The sequence below is a fragment of the Comamonas aquatica genome, from assembly GCF_018064205.1.
Classification (GTDB): Bacteria; Pseudomonadota; Gammaproteobacteria; order Burkholderiales; family Burkholderiaceae_C; genus Comamonas; species Comamonas aquatica.
Genome location: NZ_CP072916.1, coordinates 1648820 through 1661782 on the forward strand (window position 1 = coordinate 1648820; position 12963 = coordinate 1661782).

The 12963-nt window shown below is 65.6% G+C and carries 10 protein-coding genes; 4 read left to right on the forward strand and 6 right to left on the reverse strand.

The annotated features are described in order from the left end of the window. The first annotated feature begins 97 nt into the window (after positions 1-97). The 4 genes from KAQ61_RS07790 to KAQ61_RS07805 are packed head-to-tail and all read left to right on the forward strand — an operon-like array spanning position 98 to position 3810. Positions 98-1066, forward strand: a complete 969-nt coding sequence (locus KAQ61_RS07790) for a LysR family transcriptional regulator (protein ID WP_210931200.1) — start codon at positions 98-100, stop codon at positions 1064-1066. A gap of 4 nt (positions 1067-1070) precedes the next feature. Continuing rightward, the gene (gluQRS, locus tag KAQ61_RS07795) at positions 1071-2030 is read left to right on the forward strand and encodes a tRNA glutamyl-Q(34) synthetase GluQRS (RefSeq protein WP_210931202.1); all 960 of its coding nucleotides are present in this window, start codon (positions 1071-1073) and stop codon (positions 2028-2030) included. Then, positions 2014-2778, forward strand: coding sequence for a tRNA (guanosine(46)-N7)-methyltransferase TrmB (trmB, locus tag KAQ61_RS07800; protein ID WP_210931204.1), 765 nt, complete (start codon positions 2014-2016; stop codon positions 2776-2778). Before gluQRS ends, trmB begins: the two co-directional genes overlap by 17 nt. A 39-nt stretch (positions 2779-2817) precedes the next feature. Then, positions 2818-3810, forward strand: a complete 993-nt coding sequence (locus KAQ61_RS07805; RefSeq protein ID WP_210931206.1) for a GGDEF domain-containing protein — start codon at positions 2818-2820, stop codon at positions 3808-3810. Positions 3811-3871: 61 nt separating this feature from the next. On the opposite strand, the gene KAQ61_RS07810 is transcribed toward KAQ61_RS07805, so the two are convergent. The 6 genes from KAQ61_RS07810 to KAQ61_RS07835 all read right to left on the reverse strand — a co-directional run bounded on the left by KAQ61_RS07810 (position 3872) and on the right by KAQ61_RS07835 (position 12935). Then, positions 3872-5125 (reverse strand): GGDEF domain-containing protein, encoded by a 1254-nt coding sequence (locus KAQ61_RS07810; protein WP_210931208.1) that lies wholly within the window; start codon positions 5123-5125, stop codon positions 3872-3874. Positions 5126-5139: 14 nt separating this feature from the next. After that, entirely contained in the window at positions 5140-6297 is a 1158-nt protein-coding gene (locus KAQ61_RS07815; protein WP_244983021.1) for an ABC transporter substrate-binding protein, read from the reverse strand. Between the two features lie 155 nt (positions 6298-6452). Continuing rightward, positions 6453-9077 (reverse strand): alanine--tRNA ligase, encoded by a 2625-nt coding sequence (gene alaS / locus KAQ61_RS07820; RefSeq protein WP_210931210.1) that lies wholly within the window; start codon positions 9075-9077, stop codon positions 6453-6455. 120 nt (positions 9078-9197) lie between these two features. Beyond that, entirely contained in the window at positions 9198-10127 is a 930-nt protein-coding gene (locus KAQ61_RS07825; protein ID WP_210931212.1) for a pseudouridine synthase, read from the reverse strand. A gap of 79 nt (positions 10128-10206) precedes the next feature. Beyond that, complete coding sequence (locus KAQ61_RS07830; protein WP_210931214.1) at positions 10207-11514, reverse strand: 3-deoxy-D-manno-octulosonic acid transferase; 1308 nt, start codon at positions 11512-11514, stop codon at positions 10207-10209. A 32-nt stretch (positions 11515-11546) separates the two neighbouring features. Then, positions 11547-12935 (reverse strand): phosphomannomutase/phosphoglucomutase, encoded by a 1389-nt coding sequence (locus KAQ61_RS07835; RefSeq protein WP_210931216.1) that lies wholly within the window; start codon positions 12933-12935, stop codon positions 11547-11549. Positions 12936-12963: the final 28 nt, after the last annotated feature.

Below are 12963 nucleotides of genomic sequence, written 5' to 3' on the forward strand. Positions count from 1 at the left end.
GACCTGCCATGTCCAGAACTGTAAGGGCGCCAGTTCCAGCGTTGATCGCCACCGTTTGATGGCATCATTCAAACTCTTTGAATGAGCGTTCCACCGCATGCCCAGCCCTCGTGATGTTTTAACGCCAGACAGCCTGGCCATGTTGCAGGCCATTGCCGACACTGGCAGTTTTGCCGCTGCGGCGCGACAGTTGCACCTGGTGCCCAGTGCGCTGACCTATCGCGTGCGCCAGATGGAAGAAGCGCTGGATGTGCTGCTGTTCGACCGCAGCACCCGCCAGGCCCAGGCCACCGAGGCGGGCCAGGCCCTGCTGACCGAGGGCATCCGCTTGCTGCAGGACATCGACGCCGTGGCGCACCGCGTGCGCCGCGTTGCCACCGGATGGGAGCCGGAACTCACCCTGGTCGCCGATGGCGTGATCTCCCAGGCCACCTTGTTCGACCTGGTCGAGGCCTTCTATGCCCTGAAGTCCCCCACCCGGATCAAGCTGGGCATGGGCACGCTGACGGGACCGGTCGAGCTGCTGAGCACCGGCCGGGCCGACTTGGCCCTGGGTGTGGGCAGCAACAACACCAGCGTGCCCGGGCTGCAGCTGGAGGACCTGGGCGACATCACCTTTGTCTTTGCCGTGGCGCCGTTCCACCCCCTGGCGCAGGTGGAGCAGCCCATCACCGACGAACTGCTGCTGGAGCACCGCCTGATCGTCGTCGCCGACTCGGCCCAGCGCGAGCGCACCTCCATCGGCCTGCTGGGCGGCCAGGACACGTTCACGGTCGACACCGTCCAGGCCAAGATCGACGCCCAGGTGCGTGGCCTGGGCTGCGGCTTCCTGCCCGAAAGCATGGCCCGCCCCTATGTGGAAGCCGGACTGCTGGTCACCAAGCCAGTCACCCGCCCCACACGCCAGCTGCGCATGCGCTATGCCTGGAAAAAACCCAGCAGTGGCGGACTGGGCAAGGCGTTGCACTGGTGGCTGACCCAGCTGCAAAGCCCGGTGACCCAGAAAGCCCTGCTCAACGACCACCGACTGTCGCCCACGGCCGTGGCCGGCCCGGTACAGGCCTGACCCCATGCCCCGCACCGCGTACCGCGGGCGCTTTGCGCCCTCGCCCACCGGGCCGCTGCATGCGGGTTCCCTGGTGGCTGCCCTGGCCAGCTGGTTGGATGCGCGCGCCCACCACGGCACCTGGCTGGTGCGCATCGAGGACATCGACCCCCCGCGCTGCCCCCCCGGGGCGGACCAGACCATCTTGCAGCAGCTGGCCCAGTGCCACCTGCTGCCGGATGAAGCCCCCACCTGGCAATCGCAGCGCCACAGCCATTACGCCCAGGCCCTGGCCCAGTTGCAGCAGGCGGGCCTGGCCTATGCCTGCGGCTGCACCCGCAAGGACATCGAGGCCGCGTGGCAGCACCTGGGACTGTCCCACCAGCGGCATGTGGAACGCCCCTACCCCGGCACCTGCCGCCAGGGGCTGCACGGCAAGCCGGTGCGCAGCTGGCGCTTTGCCCTTGACGCCTATGCATCCAATTGGCCTGCAGCGCAGACAGGGAAAGCGCTGAGTGCTCCTTTTTCCATAATTGACGGTTGCCTGCACTGGCACGACCGCCGCCTGGGCCCGCAGCAGCAATGCCCCGGCCAGGTGGCCGGCGACTTTGTGCTGCAGCGCGCCGATGGCCTGTATGCCTACCAGCTGGCCGTGGTGGTGGACGATGCCCTGCAAGGCATCACCCACGTCGTGCGCGGCGAGGACCTGGCCGACAACACACCCCGCCAGCTGTTGCTGCAGCACGCCTTGGGTCTGCAGCATCCGCAGTACCTGCACACCCCCCTGGTGCGCATGCCCGATGGCGAAAAACTCTCCAAACAGCATGGCGCCCCCGCGGTGGAGCTGCACCAGCCGCTGCAGGCCTTGAATGCCGCAGCCCAGGTGCTGCAACTGCCCGCGGCAAACCCCGAAACCACGGTGGCCGATGCGCTGGCGCAGTGGGTTGAAATCTGGCGCTCCACTTACAATGCGCAGCGTGACTGAGCAACAAAACACCCCCCAGGCTGCCCCGGACGCAGCCGCCCCCCAAGCACACGCCGCAGGCCAGGCCCCGGCGGATGTGGCATTTCCCAAAACCATTCGCAGCTATGTGCGCCGCACCGGTCGTGTGACCACCGGCCAGGCCAAGGCGTTCGAGGACCTGGGGCCCCAGTTCCTGCTGAGCTACGCGAACGCACCGCTCGACGCCCAGGCCGCATTCGGCCGCCCCGGCAAGCTGATCCTGGAGATCGGTTTCGGCATGGGCGAGGCCACCGCGCACATTGCCCGTGTGCGCCCCGACGACAACTTCCTGTGCTGCGAAGTGCACGAGCCCGGCGTGGGCGCCCTGCTCAAGCGCATTGGCGAGCACGACATCACCAACATCCGCATCCTGCAGCACGATGCCGTGGAGGTGATCGACCACATGCTGCCCGAAGGAAGTATTGACGGCGTGCACATCTTCTTCCCCGACCCCTGGCACAAGAAAAAGCACAACAAGCGCCGCCTGATCCAGTCGCCGCTGGTCGCCAAGCTGGCCACCCGTCTGAAACCCGGTGGCTACATCCACTGCGCCACCGACTGGGAACCCTATGCCGTGCAGATGCTGGAAGTGCTCAGCGCCGAACCGCAGCTGGCCACCACCGCGCAGGGCTATGCCGCCAAGCCAGATTACCGCCCGTTAACAAAGTTTGAAAATCGGGGGCTGCGTTTAGGCCACGGAGTCTGGGACTTAGTCTTCACCAAGTGTTAAGCTGCGCGCTTCCTGGTTGTCACCACCGCGCCGAACTTCATGCACCTTCTGCAAAACTTGGTTCAAATGACCGGCCAACGCGATCATTTGCGCTTGGAGTTGTCCGTACTCTCCACGTTCTTGCAGTTACCGCACATCACGAATGTTCGGGCGCTGGAGCTGCTCAAGCTCGGTGACCAATACTGGGTGCGCCCCCGCACCTGGTACGAAGCCGGCCAACTGGTGGCGGCCGAGCAGGACTTTGCCAACGATGCCCAGCGCTTTCCGCTGCAGGCCCTGCCCCACCTGCAGGCCTGCATTGCCCACAAGGCGCAACAGGCCCAGCACTCCGACGCGCACCAGCACACCATCTGGCTGCCCGTCTGGATGCACGAGCAAGTGCATGTGTGCATTGAGATCACCCAGTCCGAGCCCTTCAACACCCACAACCTGGACGTGATCACCGGGGTGTTCAACGTCTACCAGAACTACCAAAGCCTGCTGGACTACAGCGAACGCGATGCGCTGACGGATCTGCTGAACCGCAAGACCTTCGACGAGCACCTGCTGCGCTTTGCCAGCGCCGTCAGCATGCAGACCGAGATTCAGCCGTGGCTGGCCGTGATCGACATCGATCACTTCAAGCTGGTCAACGACCGCTTTGGCCATCTGTTCGGTGATGAGGTGCTGATCCTGGTGGCCAACCTGCTGCGCTCGGCCTTCGGTCCACGCCACCGCATCTTCCGCTTTGGTGGCGAAGAATTCGTGGTGCTGATGCCCCCCATGACCAAGGAGTCTGCGCAGGCCTCGCTCGAAGCCTTCCGGGCCATGGTGGCGCGGCATGATTTTCCGCAGGTCGGGCAGGTCACCGTCAGTGTCGGCTTTGCCGGCGCCAAACTGTGCTCGCCCGTGGAAATCCTGGGGCAGGCCGACCAGGCCCTGTACTACGCCAAGGAACATGGCCGCAACCGCGTCTGCCACTTTGAAAGCCTGCAGGATCAAGGCCTGCTGGGCGGCTCCCAGGTGTCACACGCGGACGTCGAGCTGTTCTGAGCCCCTTAAACCGCACCTGCGCCAAGGGATGGGCTGGGCCGAAGCACCGCACTGCCGTGACTCACACCGTGGCATCCGCACACACGCGGTCCCGCCCCAGGTCCTTGGCCCGATAAAGCATGTGGTCGGCACGCTCCAGCAGGCTCTCCATCGAATCCCCCGACTGGTATTCGGCCACGCCGAAGCTGCAGGTTAGCCACAGGCTCAAGCCGTTGCACGCCCAAGGCGTGGCGCGCATGTCCTCGGCCAGCCGCTGGGCCACGGCCTGGGCGTGTGACAGATCGGTTTCGGGCATGAAGATCACGAACTCTTCGCCACCGAAACGCACCATCCAGTCCAGGTTGGCCCGCAGGCATGCCTGCAAGCGCGATGCCACGGCCTTGAGCACAGCGTCCCCCACGGCATGGCCGTGCTGGTCGTTGATGCGCTTGAAATGGTCAATGTCCGCAAAAATGACCGCAAACGGGCGCCCATAGCGCACGCAACGCTCCATCTCCAGCGGCAGGCGCTGCTCCATGGCGCGGCGGTTGAAGGTCCCAGTCAACGCATCCAGCTGGGACAGGCGCTTGACTTCATCCACCAGGGCGCTCAGCTCCGCCGTGCGCTCCTTGACCATGCCATCCAGGTCCTTGATGTGGCGATCCAGGGCTTGTTGCAGGTGCTCGAAACCTTGCATCACCATATCGATCTCGTCGGCGCGGGCCCGTTCCGGGCGCCGGACTTCCAGCGGCTGGCTCAGCGTCTCGGGCCTGAGGTTGCGTGCAAAGTCCGCGATCTGGCGCAGCGGCAGACCCAGGTCGCGGCGCATGACCCAGGCGACCATCAGGCACATCAGCACCGTGAAGATCAGATAGCCGGGAATCACGCGCTTTTGGGACTCCCACAACAGATTGCGGTAATAGGTGCGATCGGCCCAGACCTCGATCGTGCCCAAGGGCTGCTGCAGCGCGTGGGGGGCGTAAATCACCGTCTGGTAGGACGGCACATCCTGAGCCACCCCGGCACGCCCGGATGTCAGGATTTCGCCGGTCGACCGGATGTGCACCCGGACCAGCCCCACCGCCTCCAGCTCCGTCAGACGACGGATCTGGAAGCTCAGCACATCGCGATCAATGTCCCAGATGGCATGCGCCATCGCCTGGCTGCTGGTCTCCACCATCAAGGCCATGGTCTGGAAGAACAGCTTTTCCTGCTGCTGGCGCTCCAGCCACAACTGCAGTCCCCCCATCCCAATCAGGCAGACCAGCGTCAACGCGATAATGCGCTGCAACATCAAGGTGGCAATCGAGCGGAACTCCCCGGCTTCACGGTGCATACATTCACACGCTGCTAGCGCAGCAGCTGGTCCAGGTCAAAGTCGTAACGTCGCAAAGCAGGATGGTGGTATTTGCTGAACGGCTTGAAGTCCAGGGTGTGCTGTCCTGTGCCAAAGCTTTTCTCAAATCGCAGGCTGCTGGATGTACCAAAGAGTTTAAACATCGGATACACCAGCTCCAGGCCTTCGGAGTTGAAGTCCACCCCGTGGTGGTAATCAAACAGCAGCACCAAGGCCCAGGCCCCCGCCAGAAAGTGCCCGCCCGCCAGGGCGCTCAATTCCTGCTGGCGCAAGGCCTCAAAGGCTTGTGCCGATGTATTGATCCCACTGAACAGCGCGTCCTTGCCGGGTTTGCCGCCCTGGATCTGCCAGGCCTGCATGGCGCCCAAGGCCATTTCATCATTGCCGCTCCAGACCAAGCGCGCTTCCGGATAACGGCGGAACAACTCCTGCGCCTGCAAGCGCGCCTTGTCGCGCCGCCACTCGCCATAGACCTCCTGCAGCAGCACGGTATCCGGCGCTTCCTGCACAGCCCGGTGCAGGCCCTGGTTGCGCGCGATGGAGGAAGCGGTGGAGCGATCCCCGGCAATCGCCAGCAGGTGGAATTTGCCATCTGCCGCCTTGAGCACGGGGCGCTTGCGCGCGGCCTCGATCAGGGCCTTGGCCGTCAGATAACCGGCGTCCTGGGCCCGGGGCTCCAGGCTGCCAAGCCAGAATGGGTAACGCCCCCTGGGCACCCCGACCTGGTCACGCAGCTCCGGCTGGATGGCACTGTAGGCCAAGAAAGCCTGGATGCCGGAGCCTTCCAGGGCACGCAACACCGCCGGAGCCACGCTGTAGTCATTCGAAAAAACCACGTACTGCGGGCGTTGCAACGGCGGCAGTTGCGCCAAACGCTGGGCAATCGCAATCGGCTCCAGCCGATCGCGCTCGGCATAGATAACGCGCAATTGCATGCCCAGACTTTGGGCCGCCCTGTGCATGGCGTCGGAAGCAGAGGCCCAGAAGGTTTCAGTGGCTTTACCGGGATTGATGAACACCACCAACTGCGCAGTGGCCGGCATGCAGATGGCGGCCCATGCAGCAGCCACGCACAAGCCCAAAGACTTGGCGTGACGCAATAAAGAACAGACCACCGTAAGCGCTGAAGTCAGCCGCTTGCATACAGACATGGATACAGATTAAGCGCAAAAGCTTTTAAAAAATCAATAGACCAAGCAACCCAATAGGAATAAACAAAGCACTACCCTTCCCTTTCCCGGATGGCAGACAAAAAAAAGCCAGGGAGCGGAAGCCCTGGCTTTCGAACGGCTGGGCCGTTTGCGTTTTAGATGCGCTCGGTCACCCAGGTTTGCACGGAGGCCAGCGCAGCAGGCACCGCCGCGGCATCGGTGCCGCCGGCCATGGCCATGTCGGGCTTACCGCCCCCCTTGCCACCCACTTGCTGGGCCACAAAGTTCACCAGCTCGCCGGCCTTGACCTTGGCGGTCTCGGCCTTGGTCACGCCCGCCGCCAGCTGCACCTTGTCGCCATCCACAGCCGCCAGCACGATCACGGCCGCGCCCAGCTTGTCCTTGAGCTTGTCCATGGTGTCGCGCAGGGTCTTGGCATCGGCGCCTTCGAGCTTGGCGGCCAGCACCTTCACGCCCTTGACGTCTGCCGCCTGGGTCAGCAGCTCATCGCCCTGGCTGGAGGCCAGCTTGCCCTTGAGGGCAGCGATTTCCTTTTCCAGGGCCTTGATCTGATCCAGGGCACCGCCGATGCGGTGGGTCAGCTCGGTCGCTGGTGCCTTGAAGGCCGCAGCGGCCTGGTCCACGGTGGATTCCAGCGATTGCAGGTAGGCCAGCGCGTTCTCGCCGGTAATGCCTTCGATACGGCGCACGCCAGCGGCCACGCCGGACTCGCCCACGACCTTGAACAGGCCGATGTCACCGGTGCGGTGCACGTGGGTGCCGCCGCACAGTTCACGGCTGCTGCCGATGTCCAGCACACGCACGGATTCGCCGTACTTCTCGCCGAACAGCATCATGGCGCCGGTGGCCTTGGCCGATTCGATGTCCATCACGCGGGCGTCGGTGGCGGTGTTGGCCAGGATTTCCGCGTTCACACGGCGCTCGATCTCGCGGATTTCTTCCGCGGTCACGGGGGCATTGTGGGTGAAGTCAAAGCGGGTGCGGTCGGCGTTGACCAGCGAGCCCTTTTGCTGCACATGTTCGCCCAGCACTTCGCGCAGGGCCTTGTGCATGATGTGCGTGACCGAGTGGTTGCGCATGGTGGCCGCGCGCAGTTGGGTGTCGACTTCGGCCTGCACGCTATCGCCCACGTTCAGCGTGCCGGTGGTCAACGTGCCATGGTGACCGAACACGTCGGCCTTGATCTTGAGGGTGTCGGCCACGGCAAAGCGGGCCGAGCCGGCGCTGATCACGCCCTGGTCACCGACCTGGCCACCGGATTCGGCGTAGAAGGGCGTGGTATCCAGAACCACCACGCCGCTTTGGCCATTGTTCAGCGCCGAAACGGCCGTGCCATCGACGTACAGCGCTACGATCTTTGCAGATTCCACCAGACGGTCGTAGCCGGTGAACGTGTTGGAAACACCGGTGTACTCCAGCGCACGGTCCATCTTGAACTTGCCGGCCGCACGGGCCTGGTTCTTTTGCTGCTCCATGGCCGTGTGGAAACCGGCCTCATCCACCGTCACGCCACGCTCGCGCGCCACGTCGTTGGACAGGTCAAGCGGGAAGCCATAGGTGTCATGCAGCTTGAAGGCGACATCGCCAGGCAGCACCTGGGCACCACCGGCCAGCGCGCTGTCCAGGATGTCCATGCCGTTCGCAAGGGTCTCGAAGAAGCGCTCTTCTTCCACGCGCAGCACGTCGGTGATGCGGGCTTCCTGTTCGCGGATCTTGGGATAGGCATCGCCCATCACGGCGACCAGGTCCTTGACCAGCTTGTGGAAGAACGGGGTCTTCTGGCCCAGCTTGTAACCGTGGCGGATGGCACGGCGCACGATACGGCGCTGCACGTAGCCACGGCCTTCGTTGGAAGGGATCACGCCATCGGCCACCAGGAAGGCGGTGGCGCGGATGTGGTCGGCAATCACCTTCAGCGAGGGGGTGGCCAGATCGGCGGTGTGGGTCTCACGGCCGGCCGCGGCGATCAGCTTCTGGAACAGGTCGATCTCGTAGTTGCTGTGCACGTGCTGCAGGATGGCCGCCAGGCGCTCCAGGCCCATGCCGGTGTCCACGCAAGGTGCGGGCAGCGGCTTGACCGAGCCGTCTTCGGCCATGTCGAACTGCATGAACACGTTGTTCCAGATCTCGATGTAGCGGTCGCCGTCTTCATCGGGCGAGCCTGGAGGGCCGCCGGGAATTTCCGGGCCGTGGTCGTAGAAGATTTCCGAGCAGGGGCCGCAGGGGCCGGTGTCGGCCATCATCCAGAAGTTGTCGGACTTGTAGCGGCCGCCCTTGTTGTCGCCGATGCGGATCACGCGCTCGGGAGGCAGACCGATTTCCTTGGTCCAGATGTCATAGGCCTCGTCGTCTTCCGCATAGACGGTAGCCAGCAGGCGCTCGGCCGGCAGCTTGTAGACCTCGGTCAGCAGCTCCCAGGCCCACTTCAGCGATTCGCGCTTGAAGTAGTCGCCGAACGACCAGTTGCCCAGCATTTCGAAGAAGGTGTGGTGGCGGGCCGTGTAACCCACGTTCTCCAGGTCGTTGTGCTTGCCGCCGGCGCGCAGGCAGGTCTGCACGCTGGTCGCACGCGTGTAGGGGCGCTTGTCGGTACCCAGGAACACGTCCTTGAACTGGACCATGCCCGAGTTGGTGAACATCAAGGTGGGGTCATTGCCGGGCACCAGCGGGCTGGATTCCACAATGGTGTGGCCCTTGGAGGCAAAGAAGTCCAGGAACGTCTTGCGGATGTCTGCAACGGAGAAAGTGGGAGTGCTCATGGATATGTGGTTTCGTTGTGCGCAAAGCTCGCGGCACGGGACAACCGGGGATTATAGGTTTGCAGGCCTGTACCACGGGCGCAGGCCTGCAATTGCGCCCCGCGCGCAACGCCGGCAGGTTCAGGCAGCCGGCGCCGGGTCTGGCAACGGCCCCAGGCTGCGGCGCGTGCGGAACTGCCGCGCCGCGCCGGTGACCGGGTCCTGGAACGCCAGGGTCTGGGCCAGCAGCAGCAGCGGGCGCGAGAAGTCGCCTTCCGGCGCATCGTCCACCACCGGGTACAGGCCATCGCCCTTCAGCCCCAGGCCCAGGGCGGCCATGTGCACGCGCAGCTGGTGGCGCTTGCCGCTGACGGGGCTGAGCCGATAGCGTGCCCATTGCAGGTTGTGCTCCAGCAGCTCCATGCGCGTCAGGCTGTTGGGCACGCCCGCCACCTCGTGCATGCGGATGAAGTTCTGGCTTTCGACCATGCGGCTGGCGTGCTCGCGGGGAAACTGCAGCTGTGGGTTCCAGGGCGCAATCGCCTCGTAGGTCTTGTGCACCGTGCGCTCGCGGAACAGGGCCTGGTAGGCCCCCCGGTCCTCACGCCGGATGGCGAACAGCACCAGCCCCGCCGTGTCGCGGTCGATGCGGTGCACGGGCGACAGGTCGTGCAGGCCGAGCTGCTTTTTCAGCCGCACCAGCAAGGTGTTCTGCAGGTAGCGCCCGCCGGGCACCACGGGCAGAAAGTGCGGCTTGTCGGCCACGACGATGTGCGCGTCCTGGTACAGCACCTCGGCCTCGAAGGGGATGTGGGGCTCGGTGTCTACCTCGCGGTAGTAGTACACGCGCAAACCATGCAGCAGCGGGGTGTCCGGCTGCACCGGGCGGCCCAGCTCATCCACCACCTCGCCGCGCGCCATGCGGGCCAGCCAGTCGTCCCCGGCGACGGCGGGCAGGCGCTGCACCAGATAGTCCAGGGTGCGGCCCTGCCCGGTGCTGGGCAAGACCACGCAACTGGGCTTGACGCCGTCGCGGATAGGAAGGACTTGGGGATCGTGGGTGTTGTACATCGTGCAGCGCCGAACCGATGCGGTCGCAAAAATATCAATAAAAATGGCTTCCAGCGCACAACTGGCAAGCGCTGATAGCTCACTTTTTCAAAGTATCGCCCGTGTGCACGATCGCTGCAATCGCCTGGGCCGTGGCCCGCGCGGCACCGCGGTGGGCCTGAGCGAACTCCAGCGCCGCCTGGCGCGCACGGCGCAGCCCATCGGCATCGCGCGCCAGGGCGGTGGCCAGTTGCACGCCCTGCTCCATGTCCAGCACGCGAAACGCGGCCCCGGCCTCGCAGGCCTGCTGCGAAGCCTGGGCAAAGTTGAAGGTGTGCGGCCCCAGTACCATCGGACAGGCGCAGGCGGCCGCTTCGATCAGGTTCTGGCCGCCCAGGGGCTCGAAACTGCCACCCAGCAGCCCGACATCGGCAGCGGCGTAGTACAGCGGCATCTCGCCCACGCTGTCGCCCAGCCAGACATCCACATCCGCAGGCGGCAGGCCATCGCCCCAGGCGCTGCGGCGGGCCACGCGCAGGCCGGCCCCCTGCAACAGGGCATACACCGCCTCAAAGCGCTGCGGATGGCGCGGCACGATCAGCCATTGGCATTGGCCCGCCACACCGTGGAATTTGCGCCCATCCCACTGGGCCACCCACTGGGCTTCCTCGCCCTCGCGGGCGCTGGCCAGCATCACCACCGGGCGCGGGCTGGCGGCGCGCCAGGCTTGGCCGCGGGCCAGCAGTTGCGCGTCGGGCTGGACATCGAACTTCAGATTGCCCAGCACGGCCTGCACCGGTGCGCCCAGGCTGCGCAGGCGCTCGGCGTCCTCCTGGGACTGCGCCCAGACGGCCCGCAAGGCGGCGTAGGTGGGGCCGAACAAGGCCGGCCAGCGCTGCGTACCGGCCAGGGACTTGGGGTTGAGCCGCGCATTCGCCAGCACCAGGGGCACGCCGGCCTGGTGGCAGCCGGCCACCAGATTGGGCCAGATCTCGGTTTCCATCAGCACGCCCACGGCGGGACAGAACTGGCGCAAAAACCGCCGCACGGCCTGCGGGCTGTCCCAGGGCTGCCAGACCTGCACGTCCCCGGGCTGCAGCAGCTTGCGCCCCTCGGCACGGCCTGTGGCCGTGCCATTGGTCAGCAACAGCCGCATGCCGGGCAGGGCCGCGCGCAGCTCTGCGATCAACAGGGCGGCCGCCCGGGTCTCGCCCAGCGAGACGGCATGCACCCAGACCCAGTTTCCTGCGCCGTCACGGCCCAGGTCGGCCGGGGCGTAGCGACCAAAGCGCTCCCCCACGGACTCGCCGTAGCCGGGTTCGGCCTGCGCACGGCGGCGCAGCTTGCGCCGCAGCAGCGGTTGCGCGACCCAGGCCAGGGCGGAATAGGCAGCCAAGCTCCAGTTCATGCGCGGTGTCCTATGCAGCCAGGGTCCCCGGCTCAGTGCGCCGCATGGCCCACCTGGGCACCGGGCTTGACACGCTCCAGCAGTGCCAGCATCTGCGCCTCGATGCGCTGCAGCGCAGCCTCGGTCTGGCCTTCGAAGCGCAGCACCAGCACGGGCGTGGTGTTGCTGGCACGGATCAGGCCGAAACCATCGGGCCAGTCCACGCGCAGGCCGTCGATGGTGCTGATCTGCGCCGGCGCAGTAAACACCGCGGGGGCCAGGGCCTGCAACTCGGCGGTCAGCGCATGGGGCTCGCCCTCGGCGCAGGCCACGTTCAGCTCGGGCGTGGAAAAACTGGTGGGCAGCGCATTCAGCACGGCACTAGGGTCGGCCTCGCGGCTCAGGATTTCCAGCAGGCGGCAGCCGGCATAGGTGCCGTCGTCGAAGCCGAACCAGCGCTCCTTGAAGAAGATGTGCCCGCTCATCTCGCCACCCAGGGGCGAGTCGACTTCCTTCATGCGCGCCTTGACCAGCGAGTGGCCAGTCTTGTACATCTCCGGCACGCCACCGGCGGCGCGGATCGCGGGTGCCAGGCGCTGCGTGCACTTCACGTCGAACAGAATCGTCGCACCGGGCACGCGCGACAGCACGTCCTGGGCAAACAACATCATCTGGCGGTCGGGGTAGATGGTCTGACCGTCCTTGGTGACGATGCCCAGGCGGTCGCCGTCGCCGTCAAAGGCCAGGCCCAGTTCGGCATCCGTCTCCTGCAGCGCACGCACCACGTCGCGCAGGTTCTCGGGCTTGCTGGGATCGGGGTGGTGGTTGGGGAAGGTGCCATCCACCTCCGAGAACAGCTCCAGCACCTCGCAGCCCAGGGCGCGGAAGATGCCGGGCGCCGTGGCGCCAGCCACGCCATTGCCGCAATCGACCACCACCTTGATCGGGCGGCTGAGCTGCACGTCGCCCACGATGCGCGCCGTGTACGCTTCCAGCACATCGGCCTGGCGCACCTGGCCGCCACCGGGCAGCGACCAGCGCTCGGCCTCAATGGTCTGGCGCAGGGCCTGGATCTCGGGGCCATAAATGGCCCGTCCGGCCAGCACCATCTTGAAACCGTTGTAATCCTTGGGGTTGTGGCTGCCGGTCACCATGATGCCGCTGGTGCACAAGGTGCTGGCCGCAAAGTACAGCATGGGCGTGGTGCACATGCCCACGTCCAGCACGTCGACGCCCGCCTCGACCAGCCCGGCCATCAATGCCTGGCTGAGCGCCGGGCCGGACAGGCGACCATCACGCCCCACGGCCACCACCCGCTCACCCTCGGCCAGGGCAGCTTGGCCAAAGGCCCGCCCGACACTGCGCGCCACCTCCTCGTTCAGCGTGGAAGGCACGATGCCGCGAATGTCGTAGGCCTTGAAGATGGAAGCAGCAATTTGCACAGTGGTGTCCTCAGCGTTGGATCTGCAA

Excerpts from the sequence above, each read along its gene's own strand:
- KAQ61_RS07790 (WP_210931200.1), top strand. The coding sequence starts at position 98 with ATGCCCAGCCCTCGTGATGTTTTAACGCCAGACAGCCTGGCCATGTTG.
- gluQRS (WP_210931202.1), top strand. The coding sequence starts at position 1,071 with ATGCCCCGCACCGCGTACCGCGGGCGCTTTGCGCCCTCGCCCACCGGG.
- trmB (WP_210931204.1), top strand. The coding sequence starts at position 2,014 with ATGCGCAGCGTGACTGAGCAACAAAACACCCCCCAGGCTGCCCCGGAC.
- KAQ61_RS07805 (WP_210931206.1), top strand. The coding sequence starts at position 2,818 with ATGCACCTTCTGCAAAACTTGGTTCAAATGACCGGCCAACGCGATCAT.
- KAQ61_RS07810 (WP_210931208.1), bottom strand. The coding sequence starts at position 5,125 with ATGCACCGTGAAGCCGGGGAGTTCCGCTCGATTGCCACCTTGATGTTG.
- KAQ61_RS07815 (WP_244983021.1), bottom strand. The coding sequence starts at position 6,297 with ATGTCTGTATGCAAGCGGCTGACTTCAGCGCTTACGGTGGTCTGTTCT.
- alaS (WP_210931210.1), bottom strand. The coding sequence starts at position 9,077 with ATGAGCACTCCCACTTTCTCCGTTGCAGACATCCGCAAGACGTTCCTG.
- KAQ61_RS07825 (WP_210931212.1), bottom strand. The coding sequence starts at position 10,127 with ATGTACAACACCCACGATCCCCAAGTCCTTCCTATCCGCGACGGCGTC.
- KAQ61_RS07830 (WP_210931214.1), bottom strand. The coding sequence starts at position 11,514 with ATGAACTGGAGCTTGGCTGCCTATTCCGCCCTGGCCTGGGTCGCGCAA.